This window comes from Nitrospira sp., from assembly GCA_015709715.1.
Lineage (GTDB): Bacteria > Nitrospirota > Nitrospiria > Nitrospirales > Nitrospiraceae > Nitrospira_A.
Window position 1 is genome coordinate 1,159,695 of sequence record CP054184.1, and the last position, 19,966, is coordinate 1,179,660.

Sequence of the window (19,966 nt, forward strand, 5' to 3'; positions counted from 1 at the left end):
CGGCTCGCACCGCAGCCTAGGACCCGGCGGCCGGAGGGCGAAGGGTCCGCAACGCCGCCGCGAGTGCGTGCACCCGTTCATCTTGTTGCAGGTCCTCCAGCGACAGCGACAACTTCCTGGACCAGTTCGGATAGGCGTCCAGCGTACCGGGCAGGTTCATTTGTGTCACTTCCCCGATCATGTCGTCAAGGTTGGCCATCACAATCCAGGCAGGCGATGACGCCAGGTAAGCGTGGATGGCTTGGGCCAGATCGGCCGTCATAACCGGGACCGCTTCAGGACGATCAGCCGTACCCGGGGGCAGTTGCCCGGCCTGCCGCAGCGCGGCAAGAATATGGGCCTTGTCGCCTGTTCGTTCCTCAAAGGCCCGCCGCACGGACGTCTCGTCGGAATAGAGGCCCAAACCGGCCCGAAGTCTGATGTCCTCCCCCGTCCAATACCCGGCAAGGGTGGGGAGATCGTGGGTGGTAACGACCGCCAACGATTGCGTGGGATAGTCGGAAGGCGGCTTACAGGCTCCATCCCACTGGCGCTCGAAATAAAAGACGCGATAGGACAGGATCTTGTACCGCGCCAATTGCTCGCGCACGTAATCGGGAACGGTACCGAGATCTTCCCCGATGACCAGCGTCCCGGCACGTACGCTCTCCAGCGCAAGAATCTTCAACAGGTCCTCTGCCGGATAGTACACATAGGCACCGGCTGCTGCGCTCATTCCACGGGGCACCCAAAATAGCCGGAACAGCATCATCACATGGTCGATCCGAATCGCCCCGCCTTGGCGAAATGTTTTTCGAATCAACTCGATGAACGGACGGTAGCCCGCCGCCTTCAGCCGCAACGGATGGAACGGCGCGAATCCCCAATTTTGACCTTGCGGAGCAAACGCATCCGGCGGAGCGCCGCAATCTGCCTCCAACGCCAAGACCTCTTGCAACATCCAGGCTTCGGCGCCATTACGGTCGCTCCCAAGCGCCAAATCAGGGTAGAGGCCCACGGCCATGTCGGCTTTCGCGGCCTTGGCCTTCGCCTGCCCCAGCTGCTCGGCCGCAACCCACTGCACGTACTGCACAAACCGAATGCGGTCGCGATGCCGTCGGTAATAGTCGTCCGACGCCGGTCCGTTGGGACGGCGATACTCAGCCTGCCACGACGGCCACAGCGCGGGCGCAGGATCGAGACGACTCCGCTCTTCTTCCAACACGTGAAACAGCGCAAACTGCTTCAGCGGTTCTCCCTCATCCCGAATAAAGGCTTCCAGCAACCGCCCACGCTCGCTCGAAGGTCTCCAGATGCCGTCGACCTCAGCGTAATTGTCTTGCAGGAATTGCCGATAGGCGCAGTGGAGGAGCCGGCGCTTTACTTGCACCACCGTTTCCGCATCCACGCGATCGGAACGGCGCGCACGTTCCACCGCCTCTTGGACCTCCGGGCTCTTCCGTAACGCTTGCGCCTCGTCCGACCGGAGATATTCCGGCAACTGCTCCAGATCGATGTACAGATCATTCAAGAATAGGCGACTGTTCGGGGAATAGGGACTGAGATGATGCGGCCGGGTGTTCTTGAGGGCGTGGAGGGGGTTGAGCCCGATAATGCCGGCTCCCAGGTCGCGACCGGCCCATTCCACAAGGCGCGAGAGATCGCCGAAGTCACCCACCCCCCAATTGGTTTGAGAGCGCAGAGCATACAACTGTACCGCGAGGCCCCAGACTCGCCCGCCGCGTTGCAGCGACTCAGGCACATAGCATTGCGTGGGAGCCACCACCAGGCGAAGGGCGCCCGTGATTCCTACTCGATGACCGGTCGTAACGACCGCCAAGTCGTAGTACCCGAGCCCCAACTTCTCACGGAGCGGCAACTCCAGCCGCACCATACGTCGTCCATCGACCTCGCGGACTTCCCGAATCGGCAGATGGGGACCGACCTCGTCCCGATGTACAACAGTGCCCTGCTCGTCCACGATACTCCAGGCCACGACCACCCTCTGCTCTTCCTCGACCTCCACCGGAACGCGGAGTGACCAGGAGACCGCTTGATACCCCTCGTGGAGCAGCAGAATGGGATCGCAGGGTTGTTGCCAAGCGGCATCATCCAAGGCACGCAGGGAGGCGACCAGGCCATCGCGCGACCCCGCGCGAAATCCCATCGCCGAGAGGATTGCCCGTGCGGTTTCGTCACCGGTGACGTGATGGGTGCCGGCGATGTCGTGATAATCAGGAGCGATTCCAACCCGAGACGCGAGGAGGCGGAGGAGTTCTGGCTCTGTGCCGTCATACATACGTAGCGTTCGAGTGTGAGTGAAGACCACCATCAAGTCAAGGCATCCTGGGGTTTCTCACAGAATTGCGGTAAAATTCCGGCGCAACGGGCGTAGCTATCGCCTGCCTCATGGCTTCGTGGAGTCACTGGTGCCTCAGACCTCTCTGTTTTCGCTGCTCGAACCGGAACGGCCTCCCGACAACCGGACACTTGTGCGGTTCGGGACCAGCTCTTGGGCTTACGAAGGGTGGCGCGATCAGATTTACCGCCGCGCCTATACCGCCAGCCGATTCTCCAAAGACAGCCTCGCTGAATACGCCGCCTATCCGCCGGGGCAGCCTCCGTTGTTCCGAACCGTCGGCATTGATCACACCTTCTATCGACCGGCCACCGCCGCGCAACTCGCGCATTACGGCACGCAGGTACCGGCCCACTTTCGGTTTTGCTCAAAGGTGTGGGAAGAGTTGACCATCCCCACGTACGCCGCCCTTCCTCGCTATGGGGCCAAAGGCGGAAAATCCAATCCCCATTTCTTGGACGAGGCGCTCTTTCGCGACCTGGTGCTGACGCCCTTCGTCGAATCCTTACCCGATCGCATCGGCCCCTTCATTTTCGAGTTCCAGCAGTCGGGGTTGGAAGCAGCCCGCTTTCTTGACGCCCTGGATCGATTTCTGGGCGGACTCCCTTCGGGCTACCCCTATGCAGTGGAAGTCCGAAACCCCGCAGTGCTCGGGCATCGCTATCGCGACACCCTTCGCGCGCATAGGGTGGCCCATACCTACAACCACTGGACAGGCATGCCACCGCTCCTCACGCAGCACAACCTGCTGGGGCAGGCTTTCACCGCTCCCTTTCTCGTCATGCGGCTCCTCACACCGCTGGGACTCCCTTATGCGATGGCGGTGGAACGGTACGCGCCGTATAATCGCATCGTCCTGCCGCAACCCCAAATGCGCCGTGAAGCGGCAGACCTCATCCACCGGGCCTCATCCGAAGAGGTCGAATCCTTCGTGCTCGTGAACAACCGGGCGGAGGGCAATTCTCCCCTAACGATTCAAGCCATCCTCGAACAATTGGCCCAATTGCCCGCCTGAGCCTGTTTGTTCGCACCCGACGCGCGTGGTAGCATAGATCATCCCGATACCGCCGACGAAACCGTCTCTGTGCCCCTCCAAGCGGTGAGGAAAGGGAGGAATGCTCCATGATCCCGCGACTTGCCATACCTGGAAGCAGCCTGTTGCTGCTGGTGACCGCTCACGCCTTCGTCTTCGCAGCCCCGCACATGACCGTCGGAAACAACGGCCCTACCGAAATCAGCGGTGACTACCGCTACGCCTACCATGAGCCTGAGACGGCAGCGGAAGCCCGAGAAACGGCTTGCACCGAAGCGCTCTTTCAAGCGCTGAGCCGCCACCCCACCGTCCGTGAACAGACAGCGCCGATCGTCGACTCACGCCTAATCCGCAGCGTCATCCAGACCCTTGCCAAACAGCACGTCCACGATCAGCGCATCGTGCAGCAAAGTGAACAGGGGCGTACCATCTACTGCAAGGTCAGCGGGCGCTTTGACGTCGACGACGTCCAACGGGTCCTCCTCGCGCACACGACCGGGAGCGGCGAACAGGCTCTGGACCAAAACCGGGCACTAAGGATCATCAGTGCGCGTGAAGCCCCGGATGGGACGGTCGTCGTGGTCTACCAAGCCCTCAAACGACTCGATTGGTTGGGAACGGCGTATCAGGGCAGCTTGCGGGAAGCAGCCGACGTGATGGTGGACTTTTACGATGAGCAGGGCACATTGCTCCGCAGCACGCGGCATCCGGCGAGGAAAACGCCCGGCGGGGAAGACATCATGAACCCAGGAGAAATCGCCACGCTGAAAATCGCGAAGCCGCTTAACGCGAAGACCTACCGCGTGTGGCTCGTGAAGTAACCGAGCACCCCGGAAGGGGCCGACAGATGCCGGCCTCTTCTACGGTCTCTATCTCGACAGTCTCTCTCCAGCCTCATCGATCGGTGGCAAGCGGAGGCATATTGATGCCCACCCGTTCCAGCCCCATGATCACGGTCAAGGCGGACGGCGAATGCTGCACGATTTCCTTCTGCACTTCGATGCGCCGCAGATCCACGAATTCCGGCGCGGTCAGCCCCAGTGATTCCCGATAGGCCCGATCGGCGATACCCCGCTGCCGCTCTGCCTTTTCCCTCGCCTCTTCCGCCTTCTGAAACTCGACCATCGTGATCTTGCGCTGTTCTTGCACGATGGTCTGAGTCGTCTGTTCGACGACGCCCTTCGGCGGCAGTATGCTGCCGACGACCACCCGATTGAGGCGGATAGGCAGATTCTGTTTCTCGATGAGTTTATTTTGAACCTCTCGGGCGATGGCATCCTGCAGCTTGGTTCTGGTCGTTGGGTCGGTCGTCAATTGGAAGAGGGGATACTTCTGCACCTCTTCGCGAACGAAGGTTCGAAAGGCCTCCTTCACGTTGTTCTGGTACCAATTGGAGCCGTATCGGCTGATCAACTCCGGTGAGCGGCCTTCGATCACATTCGCGATGAGAAAGGCATCGAACGAGACGGGGGCGTTTTCGGCCGAGATGATGTCAAAATGCTCCGAATACTGCACCGGTCGGATGTCCACTTCCTGCACCTTCGTGGTCGGTGCGATCCAGACCCGGCCGGTTTTCGCCGGCACCTCGTCGACGCCGCCATGACCGAAAAAGAACGGTTGGACGATCAAGACTCCCTCATGCCCGGCCTCAATGGCCGCACAGCCTGAGGTCAACAGCCAGGTAGCCGCCGCTAGGCCCCTCACCACACACCAGGTTCCCTGTCTCATAGGTTCCTCCTGTGATTAGCTGGGGCCAACGAGCGCGGCGCCACCCGAGGCAAGCGTTCCGACGGGCCCGTCGGTCCACGCCTGTACCTTACGAACCGCAGAGGCGGGTTGTCAAACAACAGGTAGAGGGGGCTCCGGAAATTCGGACAGTGTGATCAGTGGTAGCCTGGCTTCAGCAAAGCCACCGCGAGGTGGCGACACAAAGGAGCGAGGTAATGAAGAGGACGAGACGGAACCACGGAGCGACCTTTAAGGCCCAGGTGGCCTTGGCCGCAGTCAAAGGTGACAAGACGGTGGCCGAGTTGGCCGAGCAGTTCAGGGTCCATCCCACCCAGATCACCGAATGGAAGCAACAGCTGCTGGCTCGGGCGGCGGATGTGTTTGGCGGCTCAAAACCGCCGTCGGAGGCGCCGGATCTCAAGACCCTGCATGCCAAGATCGGGCAACTGACCCTCGAGAATGATTTTTTAGAAGGCGCGCTCACCAAGGCGGGCTTGCTGAGCGCAAAGCGATGAGTGATCGCACCCATCCATTACCGATCGGGCGACAATGCCAGGTGCTGCAGCTGGCCCGGTCGACCGCGTACTACCAATCGAAGCCTGTCTCCGCCGCGACGCTGGCACTCATGCGCCGGATCGACGAGCTCCATCTGCAGTATCCGTTTGCTGGCGCTCGCATGCTGCGGGATTTGTTACGGCAGGAGGGCCATGCCATTGGGAGACGACAGGTCGCGACGCTGATGCGACGGATGGGCATCGCGGCGATCTATCGGAAGCCGAGGACCAGCCAGCGGCATCCTGCCCATCGGATTTATCCCTATCTGCTGCGTCAGCTGACGATCACGCGGCCGAATCATGTGTGGGCGTCTGATATCACGTACATTCCGATGCGGCGTGGCTTCGTGTATTTATGCGCGATTCTCGATTGGGCCAGTCGCCGGGTGTTGGCGTGGCGGCTGTCCAACACGTTGACCACAGACTTCTGCGTGGAGGCGGTACGGGAGGCAGTCACCCGGTATGGCACACCCGAGATCTTCAACACGGATCAAGGCTGCCAGTTCACCAGCCAGGAATTCACCGGGTTTCTCAAAGACCAGGGTATCCAGATCAGTATGGATGGGACGGGACGGTGGCGGGACAATGTGTTTGTCGAACGGCTGTGGCGGAGCCTCAAATACGAAGAGGTCTATCTGCACGCGTACGAGACCGTCCGAGACGCCCAGGACGGGATGGTACGGTATCTGACCTTCTATAATCAGCTCAGGCCGCATCGCGCGCTTGACGGACGCACGCCCGATCGCGTGTACTGGGAGAGCGTGCCTGCACGGCCTACGGCCGCGTAGGCGTACACCGCCCGGCACCACTTAGGAACTGAAAGATTCTGTCCAAAGAAGCGGAGCCATCTCAGGTGGGACGTACAACTACGGACGATCGGGAGGAGGATGGAAGCAAGTCTCTCCGGTTAGAAGATACCGGCCTCGCGCTGCAGCCAGCGCACATACTTAATGATGTGGTCGACGTCATCCGCCGTCACGGCATCGATCTTCGGCATGTTCCCAAACTCCCAATGATGGGCGCGTACGCCATTGGCGGCTGCCCGTTGGAAAGCGACGTCGGCATGATGATTGGGCTCATAAATCTTATGCACGAGGGGAGGACCCTGCTTGCTACCGGTCCCGCGCGGACCATGACAAGCCGCGCAATTGGCATTGAACTTGGCCTCTCCGACTTGGACGTCCGCGGGCGCTGCGCCGGCGGACGGTTTGGTCGTTTGGGGATCCGTCGCGCTGGACTCGCAGGCAGCCAGCCCCGCCACAAGCATCCCCACGCCCAGGCCCAGGAGCCAGGGTGTCGATCGCATTCGTTTCATTGAGGTCTCTCCGGCGGAACCGAGGAGCCGCCTTTCGGCGCCTGTTGGAGTTGTTCGCGCAACAGCTCTGTCGTTCGACTCAAGGTCAACCGCCGATACAGTCTCGCGGCGATCGGCACTACGATCACCAACGCGATCGTCAAGTACATGAAAAACTCTTCCGGCGACATACGAACCATCCTCTCCCGTCTCGTTCGGTTTAGGGTACCGCATAGGGAACCGGATCCACAACTCCCAGCCGACGAAACGCCTCCCGGCGAATCAGGCAACTGTCGCAACGACCACAAGCCACACCCGTTTCGCCGGGATCATAACAACTGTGCGTCAACTCAAATGGGATCCTCAGATCCAACCCTCGCCGGATAATGTCCGCCTTCGATTGCATCAAGAGCGGCGCCCGCACGTCGATCGTTCGACCGGCAACCCCCATTCTAGTGCCGAGGCGAGCGACCGTTTCGAACGCATGGATAAATTCAGGGCGGCAATCGGGGTAGCCGGAATAGTCGAGGACATTGGCGCCGAAGTAAATCGCCTGGGCCTCCAGCGTCTCGGCATAGGCCAAGGCAAGGGAGAGGAAGATAGTGTTCCGGGCCGGTACGTAGGTCACCGGGATGGTAGTCGACCGCTCCTCGTCCGAACGGTCCTTCGGTACATCCAGGTCCGCCGTCAACGCCGACCCGCCGAACGCCCTCAGGTTCACCTCGACCACGATATGGCCGGCTGCGCCCAAGGCGTGAGCCACGGCCTTGGCCCGATCCAGTTCGATGCGGTGGCGCTGACCATAGGCAACGGTCAGGCAGTGGATGGCGTAGCCCTCTTGCTTGGCAACCGCTGCCGTCACGGTGGAATCCAATCCCCCGCTCAGCAGCACCACCGCATTGGATCGCGTCAGCGTCATCGGAACAGGAGGGTGATGGGCCACGAGGATCAGGGCAGGGACACACTGCGCCGTGTTTCGGATGCGGGCACAGGAGATCGACCGAGCAGAAAAGACGCCGCGCGCTTAATCGCGATCTTCTTCCTTTTCGATCTTTTCCAGCAACTCAAGTCGAGACTGGCATTCCACGCACAACTTGGCGAACGGCACGGCTTCCAAGCGCTTCTCGCTCACTTCCACACCGCATTCGGCGCAGATTCCGTACGTACCTTCGTTCAAGCGCGTCAAGGCCTCGTCGATCGCTTGGCGCTTCCGGTTACGCATTTCCATCAGAGAAATACCGAGTTCGCGCTCCAGATCCATGAGGGCCTGATCCCCCACATCCCTGGCTGATTCCAACCGCCGCTGTTGGTCTTCCGTGAGGGACTGTCCCAGGTTGCCCTCGATCTCGCGGATGATTTCCTGGCGCTTGCCGAGCAGCATCCGCTGCAAGGATTCGCGTCGTTGCTGACGCTCTTCTCGCTCCTTGGGGGTTTCCTTGGTCGTGAGGGCCGCCACCACTCGCGCGGCTACACTGTCTTCGTCTTTTTCTGCCATAGATGGTTCCGTCACCGGACGCTCTTTTGAAGAAGCAGGCTTCTCAGAAGCGGCGGCCTTTGGTTTCGTCGTTGATGATTTCTTCTTCGCGTGAACTTTCGTCGCCATAGAGTCTCATAACCTTTCGTGATGAGTGCAAGGCGAAAAAGTTCGGCAGGTATACCACGCTACACATCGTTTGACAAGTACTTAACTCCCCAAGATCTTGGGGTTTACGGATACACGATCATGGAGTGCACGTCGAAGCCGGCCAACCGATCCCTTCCATTCAGGTCTTTGAGTTCGACGAGAAAATCGAGCCCTGCGATCTCCCCCCCCAATTGACCGATCAGATCGACGGTCGCCGCCGCCGTTCCCCCAGTAGCCAGCAGATCGTCCACGATGAGCACGCGCTCCCCCTTCGTCACCGCATCACGATGGATAGACAACACGCTCGAGCCGTACTCCAGATTGTATTTCACTTCGAAAATGTCGGCCGGGAGTTTCCCCGGCTTCCGCACGGGCACAAACCCAGCCCCCAGACGAGCGGCCAGCGTCCCGCCCATGATGAAGCCGCGGGATTCGATGCCCACTACCTTATCAATGCGGCGCCCTTCGTACCGTGCAGTCAATTCGTCGGCGATCGCGCGGAAGGCCTGGGCGTTCTTGAGGAGCGTCGTGATGTCGTAGAACAGGATGCCGGGCTTAGGAAAGTCGGGAACTTCGCGGATGAGGGCTTTGTAGTTCATGAGGATGACCGGCGCAGGACGTTCTCATAGGAGATCCGCCCTCTTCATAGTTTTCCGTTCGATGGTGCCCCGGAGCCGAACCAGCGCCGCAGTTTCGATCTGTCGCACCCGCTCACGCGTCAGCCCCATCTCTTGGCCGATCTCTTCTAACGTCCGCGCCTCGGCGCCGTCAAGCCCAAACCGCGCCATGATCACCCTCCGTTCCTTTTCCGGCAACTCCTTGACCCAGGACATCAGCTCCGCCCGCCGCAGAACGCCTTCCGCCGTATCGGCCGGTGAGAGGCACAGGGGATCTTCGATGATGTCGCGCAGAAAGGTATCTTGGTGGTCGCTGATCGGGCTGTCCAGGGAGCAGGTCGTCCGAACCAACTGTTTGAGGTCGGCAACATCCGCCTCGCTGACTTTCAACTTGGCGGCCACTTCGTCGATTCGCGGTTCCCGGCCAAGTTCATGCACCAGCTGTTCGACCTTGGTCAAGTACCGATTCAGCCGCTCCACCACATGCACCGGCAGCCGAACCAACTTCCCCTGATTGATGATGGCTCGTTCGATATATTGCCGGATCCACCAAGACGCATAGGTGCTGAAGCGGAACCCCCGTTTGTAATTGAATTTCTCCACGGCCTTGATCAGGCCCAAATTGCCCTCTTCGACGATGTCGGCGAACGGAAAGCCCCGGTTCATGTACCGCTTCCCGATGCTGATCACGAGCCGCAGGTTGGCCTCGATCATCTCTTGACGAGCCACCTCGTCTCCGGCCATAACGCGCTTGCCTAACGATTGTTCCTGCTTAAAATTGAGCAACGTCGAGCGGCGCACCTCGCGCAAGTAACTCTTGATGGTGTCGAGACCTTCGGACCGTTCCGACTCCTCCGTCCGCGCTTCGGCTTCGGATCCCTCGGACTCAGGACTTGCGGCCGCCGACGCCTCCTCTTCATCCTCGTCGCGCACGACGCGCAGCCGACGCGCCGGAGTTGAAGGAGCCATCTCACCGTCTTGCCGAACTGTTGCCCGTCGCGCCATAGTGCTCCCTACTACCAAATCGCAAAGTCGATATAACGTCCGGTGGCCTGACTCCACTCCACCTGTACCTGGACGACTCGCGCGCCCACCGGCCCCTTTTTGAGGTCCGTGATCAAGTCTTCGAGCAAAGTCTTCTTGCCTTCCACGACTAACGCCACCTGGCCGCTGTCTAAATTTTCAACCCCGCCGGTCAGGCCACGAGAGATCGCCATGCGACGCGTAAACGCACGGTACCCTACGCCCTGCACATGACCGCTGACCAGGATTTTTGCGCGTACCTGTTCGGCCGGCTCGACCATAATCTTCCGTCCCTCCGCCTGGCAAGTGGATACGGAGACCGAGGTCTGCGCACCACACGGGATATTCTCATAGCTATCGGAGAGCGTCACGCGATTTACACCTTCAGGCGGCTCATTCGCCGCTGATATGCCATATCGGCAGGTGCAGAAAAAAAGATGAGCAGGAACAACCTTGGAAGGAGCCGACAAAACCGTCGGATATGGAGTGGTCGGGGCGAGAGGATTTGAACCTCCGACCCCTGCGTCCCGAACGCAGTGCGCTACCGGGCTGCGCTACGCCCCGACCGAGTGGAACCGAAATGAAGTGCGGATTGTCTTACAACAGGGGGGTAAAACGCAAGCCGTGCGCCTCGGCCACTCCCTGACACGTCACCTGACCGTTGAAGACGTTCACGCCTTTGGCCAAGCCAGGGTCTGAGCGAATCGCTCGCTCCACCCCGTCGGACGCCAGGCGGACTATATAGGGCAATGTCGCGTTGGTCAAGGCCAAGGTCGAGGTATGCGGCACAATGCCGGGCATGTTCGTCACACAATAGTGCAGCACCCCGTCGACACGATAGACCGGATCCGAGTGGGTCGTGGGTCGCGTGGTCTCGCAACAGCCGCCTTGATCGACCGCCACGTCGACGATGACGGATCCAGGCTTCATCCGGGCGACCAGCCCTCGCGACACGATTTTCGGAGCACGCGCCCCCGGCACCAGCACCGCCCCGATCACGAGGTCGGCCTCGAGGACCGCCTGTTCAATGGCAGACTCCGTGGCCGCGCAGGTGGCGATGCGCCCACCGTACAAATCATCCAACAACCGCAAACGCTCGATATCCAGATTGATGACCGTCACCCTCGCGCCCACCCCCACGGCAATTCTTACGGCCGATGTCCCGACGACGCCGGCTCCCAACACGACCACGTGGCCAGGCTGGACTCCGGGCACCCCAGCCAGTAACACCCCTCGTCCTCCTTGCGCCATTCCCAGGTAATGGGCACCGACCTGCACCGACAGACGTCCCGCGATTTCGCTCATGGGCCGCAACATGGGCAGACTCCGGTCGCGCGCCTCCACCGTTTCGCCTCCACCGTTTCATAGGCAATGGCGGTCACATGAGACGCCATCAAGCTCTTCGTCAACTCCGGCAGGGAAGCCAAATGCAAATAGGTGAACAAGATCTGGCCGGCTCGCAGAAGGCCGCACTCGCTCGCTTGCGGTTCCTTTACTTTGACGATGAGTTCGGCTCGACGAAACACCTCGTCTTTCGAAAGGCCGGCCTCGGCGCCTGCTTGCCGGTACTCCTCATCCGAAAAACCGCTCCCCTGGCCCGCCGATGCCTCGACCAGGACCTGATGCCTCGCTTGCCGCAACACTCGCACGCCAGCCGGCGTCAGGGCGACCCGATGCTCTTGATCCTTGACCTCTTTTGGCACCCCGATAAGCATCCTCGCCTCCTTCCCACACCTCGATGGACTTATGGGTTCATTATACATGGAACAGCCTCAGCGCTTGGCGCCCGTCGGCCACCTTGCGACGGCAAAGATCAGTGCGGTAAGATCCGCCCTCCATCGATCACCCTGTCGGAGAGGAGCACTGCACGCATGGATGCCGGATCCTGCAACGCTTGTCATGCCACGGGCACGCCCCTGATGAAACTGTCGTTGGGCAAGGACTTTTTCGGTCGCACCTATGATCGGCTGTCGCCCGCGTCGGATCAGAGCCCGAAGTGGTATTGTGCCCCCTGCTCGATGATGAAGCATCTCCAGCGAGACTTCCGCGATATCCGCGCCGAGTTCGACAAGCTGAGCGCAGGCCAGGCCTCGGCATTATCGGAGCCGGAAGCGAAGCAACGGGCTCAGCTTCGCCTGCAGGAAATCGCCGCCATCGCGCACGCACAAGCCGCGGCATCTCCGCTCCTCAACTCAACGGATGTTGCGCAGTTGCTCGTGCAGTTCCAGGCCCGGACTTGACTGCCAACGCCTCCGACGATCCGTACGGGACAGGTTGCATGACGGGCTATCGACGACACATTTTCATCTGTACCAATAAACGAGAGCCGGACGATCCTCGGGGCAGCTGCTCGAAACTCGGTTCCGAGTCTCTCCATGCCTGCTTCAAACAGGAAGCGAAGCGTCTGAACCTGAAAGGGCTCGTTCGCGCCAACAAGGCCGGCTGCCTGGACTATTGTGCTCAAGGGCCTACGGTCGTGGTGTATCCGGAGGGCATCTGGTATCGCGTCACATCAGAGGCGGATGTGAAGGAAATCATGGATCGCCACATTCTGCAGGGTCAGGTCGTTCAGCGGCTGCTGCTGCCGGACCAATCTCCACCGCCGCTGCTTTCCCCGCTGAAGGCCTGAATCAATCACCCCGTCCTATCGTGTGAGGTTTTCATGCCGGCCGACGACAAATGGAAGGCCAACATGGCAAAGGTGGCTCACATGAAGGCCTTCCCGGGACTGCTCACCCAATGGCACGAGCTAGCGGGGAAAACGCTCGCCACCGTGACGCCGCTTAAAGGCAAGGCCGGGTCCTCGCTCTTAATCTGCACCGACGGCTCCTTTGTCGTGGCACCCCCTCTGACGGTTGAGCCCCATCTCCTCGGTGAGGCCCTGCACACCGGCCGCCTGCAGTTGGAAGCACGACACTCCGCGGCCTACCTGCAGTACGATCGACTGATCGAGCAAGACAAGGCGGCGCAACGGTCGGCGCGCTTGGAGAACATCCTCGGCGCGATTCGCAATAATATGGAACAGATCCCGGAACTGAAGGACCGACTCAAGGAATTGGTCAAGGAGTGGAGGTGAGCAGTCTGCCGCCGAAAAACATGTTCGAGATCTTCTCGCAAGGTCTCTTCGAAGGAGTCAAACCCATGATGCTCATTCGTGATCACCTCGTTCGCCATCCCGATCGGTGTACCCACCAGGCCATTTGTATGCCCGTCTGTCCGACCAGCGCCTGGCTATCGACACCACCCTATAAGTTCGACCCCTCACGCTGCCTCGAGAGCTGTCGTCTCTGCTTGGATGCCTGCCCGTCGCAGGCGATCTACGCCGTATTCAAGAAGGGAGACAAGTTACTGGAGCCGCAGAAGAAGCCGTAACCGGTGGGCCGTCCCCTGCTCGCAATTTACCAAACCCGTGGTGCGTCACCGCTTGGTCGAGCGGTGCTATGCTTGAACGCCGGCAGAAGAATTATCACGCTCAAGAGTACCAATCCAAGCGCCAGCCCAACCGCCCCTCCGTACAGACCGAACGCTGCGGCCCACCCCACATTGTAGATACCAGCAACGCCAAGCCCCCATCGGCGACCGCGCCACAGCCCGACCGCCGCAAGTGCGGCACCGCCGGACTGCAGAGATACCGTCACGGCGCCCAAGAGCAAGTGCTTCACGCCGATCATGTAGGGATTCACCAACAGACCCAGAACGGCAGCCAATGCGAGGACCAGGTCGAGAGCAAACCAGGCGGCCACCGCTCCATACCCTATCCCGAGGCCACGCATCAGCCTGCGGGCAGCAGTCGTATTCATCAGCTGTCGCCCTCATGATCGTCCGATTCGACCGGTACTGCGATCAGACGATCTGTTTCCGCAAGCGGGCCCAATAGGCCGTCCCCGCATACCCGCACGCGCCGGTCAGGGTGGTCAACGCCATGACGCGATACACCACAGTGCGCGGAGCCTTGACGTTCACAGTGGGATCGAGCAGGTCTGGTGCGGACGCGACCCGTTGCAACGTTTCGCCGGCCAGCAGGATCGGCCACATACAAGCCAGTCGTTGACGGATTTCGAATCGCGGAATGGCCATCGTGTACACCCAGCCCTGATCGAGATGTTCCATGGCCGCCTTGATCAATCGAAGCAGGATCGGCCTCAACTTCGGCAGACTCTCACCGTGCAACAGGTCGGCCGGCTTCAGCCCAACCTCATCGAGCAACTGTTCCGGCACATAACAGCGACCATGCTGGAGATCACGTGCGATGTCCTTGACGATGTTGGTCAATTGGAGGCCCTTTCCGAACCGGACTCCGATCGCCGCCATCCGTTCGACATCCCATCGCACCATGGCCGGACAGTGCGCACACACCATCCTGGTCCAGAATTCCCCCACGCACCCCGCCACGTAATAGGTGTATTGGTCCAGTTCGTTCATGGTCGTAAGGGCAGTGAGTTTCTGCGTCGATTCGGCATGAAACCGCGTGAGATCCATCACCATGCCGTTTGGCAAGACGCTCATGAGCCAACGGATCCGCGCCTGGTCGGCCGTCTCGAATTCATCGAACACCTGCAAACAGTCGGGCAATCGCTGCAGAAGCACGCGCTCCGCGGAATCGGCCTGGTGAGGCAAGAGCGCCGTTCGGAGATCCTGCACATCCGTCCGCTCGACTCCGCCGAGGAATTGCTGTTGGAACCGCCGCAGATACTCGAGCCGCTGCTCGCGGCTGATCAGATCCGTATCGGCGATGGTGTCCGCGGCCCGTGCAAACAAATAGGCCAGTCCCATTTGATCGCGCACGGTCGCCGGCAGCACGTTGAGGGTCAGGTAAAACGACCGGGAGACTTGCTTGAGGATGCCGTGAAGCAGTTCGTGTCTGACAGCGTGGCTAGTCGTGGCAGGCCCTTTTCTTACCGGACTTCCAGCACCCCTTCCATGCCCTTGTCGCGATGACTCGGCAGGAACAACAACCGTTTGTCGCAGAAAAAAGGATACGTGCCCGGTTTCGTGGGGGTGAATTGGACGGTCACCGTCCGTCCGGCTGAGACATCGCGCTCGATCGACAGACCAGCGTCCTTCTCCATCAACACAAAATTGTGTGGGGTCAAGGTGGTGATACTGGTCAAAATCAATTCGACCGGCTTTCCCGCCTGCACGATCAGATGGTGTGGGGTATACGAATAGCTGTCCAACACCACGGTGGCACGCTGCATCCCGTCCATCTGGTCCATGGGCACCAAGAGAGGAGGGACCTGTGGGGCTGCGTCACTCCCCCAAGCCCCGATTGGATTGGACAATGCCCACAAGATAAGCACGGCCGCGCAACCAATTCGCCGATATCCGACAGGGATTCCCATGAAGGAGTATCTAACAGAAGCAGGAAGAAGCGGTCAACGGCTGCCCGGAACGACCAAGGCCCATCTTGACCCTCTCTGAAATGATATTATCTCTGGAAACCGAGAAGGTTTGCGTCCGGGATTCGGTATAATGCATCCAAGGTCCGCGACCGAACTGTCATCCAGAAAAGCGTCGACAGAAAGCGGATCCTCAAGGAGGAAGCGATATGAAGTGGTTGAAGGGTATCGGCTTGTTATTGATTTCGAACATTCTTATCTATCTGACCCTGTCGTTTACGGTCAGTATCCTGGTCAACGCCGTCCTGCCGGCCTTCGGCATCGACGTGCGGGGAGCCTTCAACCAGGAACTGCTGGTGTGGTCGTTGGTGATCGGATTCGGCGGCGCGTTCATCAGCCTGCTGTTCTCGAAACAGATGGCGCGTGCGATGTTGAATTGCACCCAAATCACCCACCCGCGCACCCATGCCGAACAGGTGATCTATGGTTCGGTGCGCGAGATCGCCGAGCGGCTCCACATTGCGATGCCGGAAGTCTGGATCTATGAATCTCCGGATCCCAATGCGTTTGCAACAGGGCCCAGCAAGAACAACGCTATGGTGGCGGTTTCCACCGGCCTCTTGGCCAACCTTCGCGAAGACGAAGTCAAGGCGGTGTTGGCTCACGAGATGGGACATGTCTTCAACGGCGATATGTTCTCCACTACGGTCCTCGCCGGGTTGATGAACACCTTCGTGCATTACATCAGCAACTTTGTGTACCACATCGTGGCGCAACCTCAAGGAGACCGGGAGGAAGGCCAGAGCGGAAGTCCGATTCTCGGTTTCGTCGTCTACATCTTCCTCCAAGTGATTCTGTCCGTCCTGGCCATGCTGGTGGTCAGTTGGCATTCTCGGAGGCGTGAGTATGCGGCGGATGCCTTTTCCGCAAAGGTGTACGGCAAAGAGTCGATGATCAATGCCTTGCAGGCGATCAATCGGTGGGTCAACCGCGCTCAGTTCGAGTACTCCACTCAGGATGCGTTGGCCACGATGAAAATTTCGGGCAACACCTCGGCTTTCATGCACCTGCTTGCGACCCATCCTCCGATCGAGGACCGCGTCGCGGCGCTACAGCGCCTATAACCAAGGAGTCTTTCCATGCCGTGTTCAAGACCGACTTGTGGATGGCAGGTCATCGTACTGGGGTTGGTCTTAGGGATTGGGCTCGGCGCTCTTCTGGGCGCCGAGCAGAGCGGTGCCGCAGAACAAGGAGCAATTCGCATGGCAGCCAAAACGCCGACCATCTATGACTTCACGCTGAGCGATATCGACGGGAAGCCCGTCTCGCTGAGCCAATTCAAGGGCAAGGTGTTGATGCTGGTGAACACCGCCAGCTTTTGCGGCAACACGCCGCAGTACGCGGATCTCGAGAAAATGTACGAAACCTACAAGGATCAGGGCTTTGAGATTCTGGCCTTTCCTGCCAACAACTTCGGGCAGCAGGAACCGGGCACGAACGAAGAGATCAAGGGGTTCTGCCTGACCAAGTACAGCGTGGCCTTTCCCCTCTTCAGCAAGATCAGCGTGAAGGGCAGCGACAAACATCCGCTGTACCGCTACCTCACAGAACAGAGTCCCTTCCCTGGCGAAGTCGAGTGGAATTTTCAGAAGTATTTGGTCGACCGCTCGGGCAACGTCGTGGCCCGGTATCACCACGGCACCAAACCCCTCGCGCAGCAGGTGGTGAAGGACGTGGAGCGGTTCATCGCCGTGCAGTAACCGGCGTTATGTCTTTTTTACGAAGCTGATGTGATCGCGATACTCCTGGATGGCCGCCCCCAATGCGGCCTTTCCCAGGGGAATGTTGGCCTCCAGGGCATCTTCCACCGCGTGGTCATCGATCACGACATCATATCGATCTTGCAGGTTGGTCCGAACCGGAACGCCGTCTTGAAACGTTCGCGGCATATAAATCTCTGTCCAGACTTCCTTCTCGACCAGGCATACGTCGCAAAAACGCTCATATAATAGGGTCAGTTTTTCCTGATCGGTTTCTTTCATCGCCCTACTCCCATATCCAGGTTCCATCTTTAAGCGGCTGTCCGGCCCGAAGGCGAACAAGCAGACGCTCCGCATGCATCTGCGGAGTCGCAGCAAAGTAGACCAACAGGAACGACCTTTTCAACGTGCAGAAGCGTCCGGCGCAGGGGCGGGCGCGGTTGCAGCCGGCTGATCGGCTACGGTAAATCGCATCGTGCCGACCTGGTTCACCGCATGAAACGGCTGTTGTCCTAGAGAGGTGATGTAGATCTTGACGAGGTAGTTGCCCAGCGGCCATTGGTCCGCCGGCTTCTTCAATTCCAAAAACCCGTACCGCTCGTGCCCCGGAACTTCCAAACTATCGCGCACAACGACCCGATCCGACGTCTTGCCGTCGGCGCCGACCGGAAAGACCTGGGCGCCAAACTGTGCTGGGTCTTCTAACGGCGCCACCTCAAAGACGATATAGACGGCCGGTGTATCCGGCGTGAATACAGTCGTTCCAGGAGCAACAGGCTTGAGGCGAGGATCCTGGGTATACCAGCCTTTTCGGCCGAAGGTGTCCCATTCCACTTCATACCCACGGGCCATCCTGATCCAGGTGAACAGTGATTGTGGGACTCCTTTCTGTTGCACGTCCATGGAAGGGGTCTCGGTGGGCTCGAACTCGGTGGTGGCCTGCTCTTTCGGCACCAAGAGATCACGCCCTTCTCCGGTGCTCGGAACTAACCCCAGCCCCGTCACAAGGCACAGCACCGCCCCCATGCGAGGCCACTTCCACCTCTTTGTAAGGTGGGCTATCGGCTGCCACACTGCCTTGGCAATGAGGATATGCATGTGTTTATGGTACCGACTGTCAAGAAAGGGGTCAACGGGTGCGGTCCCCGGAAAACAACCGAGTCTGTTTCAACCGACGGCCTGGTATAATTTTCGAACCAGTGTGAGTGCATGAATGCTTCGGGTGCGCCTCTCCAGTCAAACACCGCCCTCCCGCCCCTCTCATCGGCTGCGGCACTTGCGCCGGACGAAGACCAGACCTTTCCCGACCTCATGAGTCGTCGATACGGGGTTCGTGATGCGGCATTTCAAGCTGTGGCCCAGGGTGGGGGAGAGCACTATTTCTCCGCCTTCGCCTTGTACCTACATGCGACACCTCTGCATATCGGCATCCTGGCGGCCCTGCCGCAATTCGTTGGAGTCATCGCACAGCTGGCATCCGTCAAACTCGTCCAGCATTTCGGCCACCCTCACCGGCTCCTCCTTACCGGAGGCTGGGCACAAACTCTCTGCTGGGTACCGTTGCTGGCGCTCCCGTTCCTCTTCCCGCAGATCGGCCCCTGGCTCCTCGTCGGCTGTGCCATGCTGTATTTTGCCTTCGGGCACGGGACCGCTCCTGTCTGGCACAGTCTGCTGGCCGGGCTCGTCGAGCCGGAGGACCGAGGCAGTTATTTCGCCAAACGGGCTCGCATGACGGCCCTGGCAAGTTTTGTCGCCCTCGGAGTAGCGGGCAGCATCTTGACGCTCGGACAGAGTTGGGAGATCGCCTGGCTGGGATTCGTGGTCGTCTTCCTTGGGTCCGCCGCGGCCCGGCTCGCTGCCCTGCGCTGCCAGATGCGCATTTCAACATCGGGTTTGGTGCAAGGACTCGAGGCCCCGAAAGGCTTCCGGCATTTTCTCTTTCAGACTGCCACCCTGAACTTCCGAAATTTTCTCCTGTTCTCAGGATCCATGCACTTTGCGGTGCTGTTGTCGGGCCCCTTCTTTGTGGTCTACTTGCTCCGAGATCTGCACTGGACCTACCTCCACTATGCGGGGTGGATGGCAAGCAGCCTCCTCGCACAATTCCTGACCCTGACTCCGTGGGGGCAATTCGGCGATCGGTACGGCAACAAACTGCTGCTCACCATGACCAGCCTGGCCGTCCCATTGCTCCCCTTGGGCTACGTACTCAGCGAGAACTACCTGTTTCTCCTAGGATGGAATTTCGGCGGCGGGGTGATCTGGGCCGGGCTCTCGCTCGGACTGCAGAACTATGTCCTTGATTCAGTCCGCCCCGAGGAACGCACAAGAGGCATCGCGCTGACCAATGCGATGAACGCGGTGGGATGGGGTCTGGGTGCCTTGACCGGAAGCTGGCTGGCCACGGTGATGCCGGCCACCCTCGCGATTGGATCGTGGGAATTGGCGCCGGCCTCCAACCTGCCCCTGCTCTTCGCATTGTCAGGAATCTTACGCCTGACCATTAGCGTGAGTTTACTGCACCGTTTCACCGAACCCAGAGCCGTAGGGCGCCCGCCCCACCAGCAACTCTTCCGAGAACTGCCGATCATCAAACCGCTTGCGGCACGACTGGATTGGCGGAGTCCTCGCGTGGCTCAATAGAACCGGCTGGCCG

Annotated in this window: 24 protein-coding genes, 1 tRNA gene and 1 pseudogene; 10 read left to right on the forward strand and 16 right to left on the reverse strand. The window is 59.9% G+C overall.

The window, feature by feature from the left end:
* Positions 1–16: 16 nt before the first annotated feature.
* Positions 17–2,278, reverse strand: a complete 2,262-nt coding sequence (malQ, locus tag HRU82_05465; GenBank protein ID QOJ34429.1) for a 4-alpha-glucanotransferase — start codon at positions 2,276–2,278, stop codon at positions 17–19.
* A gap of 130 nt (positions 2,279–2,408) precedes the next feature.
* Between malQ and HRU82_05470 the strand changes: the two genes are divergently transcribed.
* A complete protein-coding gene (locus HRU82_05470; protein ID QOJ34430.1) occupies positions 2,409–3,353 on the forward strand; it encodes a DUF72 domain-containing protein in 945 nt (314 codons plus the stop codon).
* A gap of 107 nt (positions 3,354–3,460) precedes the next feature.
* Complete coding sequence (locus HRU82_05475) at positions 3,461–4,192, forward strand: hypothetical protein (protein QOJ34431.1); 732 nt, start codon at positions 3,461–3,463, stop codon at positions 4,190–4,192.
* A 73-nt stretch (positions 4,193–4,265) separates the two neighbouring features.
* Here HRU82_05475 and HRU82_05480 read toward each other — a convergent pair whose 3' ends face one another.
* The gene (locus HRU82_05480) at positions 4,266–5,099 is read right to left on the reverse strand and encodes a hypothetical protein (GenBank protein ID QOJ34432.1); all 834 of its coding nucleotides are present in this window, start codon (positions 5,097–5,099) and stop codon (positions 4,266–4,268) included.
* A 215-nt stretch (positions 5,100–5,314) separates the two neighbouring features.
* On the opposite strand from HRU82_05480, the gene HRU82_05485 reads away from it, so the two are divergent.
* Positions 5,315–6,441, forward strand: a protein-coding gene (locus HRU82_05485; protein ID QOJ34433.1) for an IS3 family transposase whose coding sequence is annotated in 2 segments (ribosomal slippage) — positions 5,315–5,570 and positions 5,570–6,441 — 1,128 coding nt in all. Because the reading frame shifts where the segments join, the coding sequence is not laid out codon by codon here.
* A 119-nt stretch (positions 6,442–6,560) separates the two neighbouring features.
* Here HRU82_05485 and HRU82_05490 read toward each other — a convergent pair.
* The 9 genes and pseudogenes from HRU82_05490 to ald all read right to left on the reverse strand — a co-directional run bounded on the left by HRU82_05490 (position 6,561) and on the right by ald (position 11,926).
* Positions 6,561–6,968, reverse strand: coding sequence for a cytochrome c (locus HRU82_05490; protein ID QOJ34434.1), 408 nt, complete (start codon positions 6,966–6,968; stop codon positions 6,561–6,563).
* Positions 6,965–7,138, reverse strand: coding sequence for a hypothetical protein (locus HRU82_05495; protein QOJ34435.1), 174 nt, complete (start codon positions 7,136–7,138; stop codon positions 6,965–6,967). The genes HRU82_05490 and HRU82_05495 overlap by 4 nt, the downstream gene beginning before the upstream one ends.
* A 29-nt stretch (positions 7,139–7,167) precedes the next feature.
* The gene (queC, locus tag HRU82_05500; GenBank protein QOJ34436.1) at positions 7,168–7,866 is read right to left on the reverse strand and encodes a 7-cyano-7-deazaguanine synthase QueC; all 699 of its coding nucleotides are present in this window, start codon (positions 7,864–7,866) and stop codon (positions 7,168–7,170) included.
* A gap of 105 nt (positions 7,867–7,971) precedes the next feature.
* Entirely contained in the window at positions 7,972–8,442 is a 471-nt protein-coding gene (locus HRU82_05505; protein ID QOJ34437.1) for a TraR/DksA C4-type zinc finger protein, read from the reverse strand.
* A 212-nt stretch (positions 8,443–8,654) separates the two neighbouring features.
* The gene (locus HRU82_05510) at positions 8,655–9,170 is read right to left on the reverse strand and encodes an adenine phosphoribosyltransferase (protein QOJ34438.1); all 516 of its coding nucleotides are present in this window, start codon (positions 9,168–9,170) and stop codon (positions 8,655–8,657) included.
* A gap of 24 nt (positions 9,171–9,194) precedes the next feature.
* Positions 9,195–10,193 carry a sigma-70 family RNA polymerase sigma factor gene (locus HRU82_05515; GenBank protein QOJ34439.1) on the reverse strand — a complete coding sequence of 333 codons (999 nt, stop codon included), beginning with the start codon at positions 10,191–10,193 and terminating at the stop codon, positions 9,195–9,197.
* A gap of 11 nt (positions 10,194–10,204) precedes the next feature.
* Entirely contained in the window at positions 10,205–10,492 is a 288-nt protein-coding gene (locus HRU82_05520; GenBank protein QOJ34440.1) for an acylphosphatase, read from the reverse strand.
* 206 nt (positions 10,493–10,698) lie between these two features.
* Positions 10,699–10,775: transfer RNA gene (locus HRU82_05525), tRNA-Pro, on the reverse strand.
* A 33-nt stretch (positions 10,776–10,808) separates the two neighbouring features.
* Positions 10,809–11,926, reverse strand: a pseudogene (ald, locus tag HRU82_05530) (alanine dehydrogenase).
* A gap of 156 nt (positions 11,927–12,082) precedes the next feature.
* Here ald and HRU82_05535 point away from each other — a divergent pair.
* From HRU82_05535 to HRU82_05550, 4 genes are read left to right on the forward strand one after another with little or no spacing between them, the layout of a single operon-like run.
* On the forward strand, positions 12,083–12,451 hold the full coding sequence (locus HRU82_05535; GenBank protein ID QOJ34441.1) for a hypothetical protein: 369 nt from the start codon (positions 12,083–12,085) through the stop codon (positions 12,449–12,451).
* A 38-nt stretch (positions 12,452–12,489) separates the two neighbouring features.
* Positions 12,490–12,840 carry a (2Fe-2S) ferredoxin domain-containing protein gene (locus HRU82_05540; GenBank protein QOJ34442.1) on the forward strand — a complete coding sequence of 117 codons (351 nt, stop codon included), beginning with the start codon at positions 12,490–12,492 and terminating at the stop codon, positions 12,838–12,840.
* 33 nt (positions 12,841–12,873) lie between these two features.
* Positions 12,874–13,287, forward strand: a complete 414-nt coding sequence (locus HRU82_05545) for a hypothetical protein (protein ID QOJ34443.1) — start codon at positions 12,874–12,876, stop codon at positions 13,285–13,287.
* On the forward strand, positions 13,284–13,583 hold the full coding sequence (locus HRU82_05550; GenBank protein QOJ34444.1) for a 4Fe-4S dicluster domain-containing protein: 300 nt from the start codon (positions 13,284–13,286) through the stop codon (positions 13,581–13,583). Before HRU82_05545 ends, HRU82_05550 begins: the two co-directional genes overlap by 4 nt.
* Positions 13,584–13,609: 26 nt before the next feature.
* Here the strand turns inward: HRU82_05550 and HRU82_05555 are convergent, their stop codons facing one another.
* Genes HRU82_05555 through HRU82_05565 form a run of 3 tightly spaced genes read right to left on the reverse strand, consistent with a single transcriptional unit; the run spans position 13,610 to position 15,427 of the window.
* The gene (locus HRU82_05555; GenBank protein ID QOJ34445.1) at positions 13,610–14,011 is read right to left on the reverse strand and encodes a hypothetical protein; all 402 of its coding nucleotides are present in this window, start codon (positions 14,009–14,011) and stop codon (positions 13,610–13,612) included.
* A 43-nt stretch (positions 14,012–14,054) separates the two neighbouring features.
* A complete protein-coding gene (locus HRU82_05560) occupies positions 14,055–15,065 on the reverse strand; it encodes a squalene/phytoene synthase family protein (protein QOJ37119.1) in 1,011 nt (336 codons plus the stop codon).
* Between the two features lie 41 nt (positions 15,066–15,106).
* Positions 15,107–15,427: a cupredoxin domain-containing protein gene (locus tag HRU82_05565; GenBank protein QOJ34446.1), complete on the reverse strand. Its 321-nt coding sequence runs from the start codon at positions 15,425–15,427 to the stop codon at positions 15,107–15,109.
* Between the two features lie 332 nt (positions 15,428–15,759).
* On the opposite strand from HRU82_05565, the gene htpX reads away from it, so the two are divergent.
* Together htpX and HRU82_05575 are read left to right on the forward strand one after the other, a co-directional pair.
* The gene (gene htpX, locus HRU82_05570) at positions 15,760–16,674 is read left to right on the forward strand and encodes a protease HtpX (protein QOJ34447.1); all 915 of its coding nucleotides are present in this window, start codon (positions 15,760–15,762) and stop codon (positions 16,672–16,674) included.
* A 138-nt stretch (positions 16,675–16,812) separates the two neighbouring features.
* Positions 16,813–17,310, forward strand: coding sequence for a glutathione peroxidase (locus tag HRU82_05575; protein ID QOJ34448.1), 498 nt, complete (start codon positions 16,813–16,815; stop codon positions 17,308–17,310).
* A 6-nt stretch (positions 17,311–17,316) separates the two neighbouring features.
* On the opposite strand, the gene HRU82_05580 is transcribed toward HRU82_05575, so the two are convergent.
* Positions 17,317–17,592, reverse strand: coding sequence for a hypothetical protein (locus HRU82_05580; GenBank protein QOJ34449.1), 276 nt, complete (start codon positions 17,590–17,592; stop codon positions 17,317–17,319).
* A gap of 120 nt (positions 17,593–17,712) precedes the next feature.
* A complete protein-coding gene (locus HRU82_05585; GenBank protein QOJ34450.1) occupies positions 17,713–18,408 on the reverse strand; it encodes a hypothetical protein in 696 nt (231 codons plus the stop codon).
* Positions 18,409–18,519: 111 nt separating this feature from the next.
* On the opposite strand from HRU82_05585, the gene HRU82_05590 reads away from it, so the two are divergent.
* Positions 18,520–19,953: an MFS transporter gene (locus HRU82_05590; protein QOJ34451.1), complete on the forward strand. Its 1,434-nt coding sequence runs from the start codon at positions 18,520–18,522 to the stop codon at positions 19,951–19,953.
* The last annotated feature ends 13 nt before the right edge of the window (positions 19,954–19,966 follow it).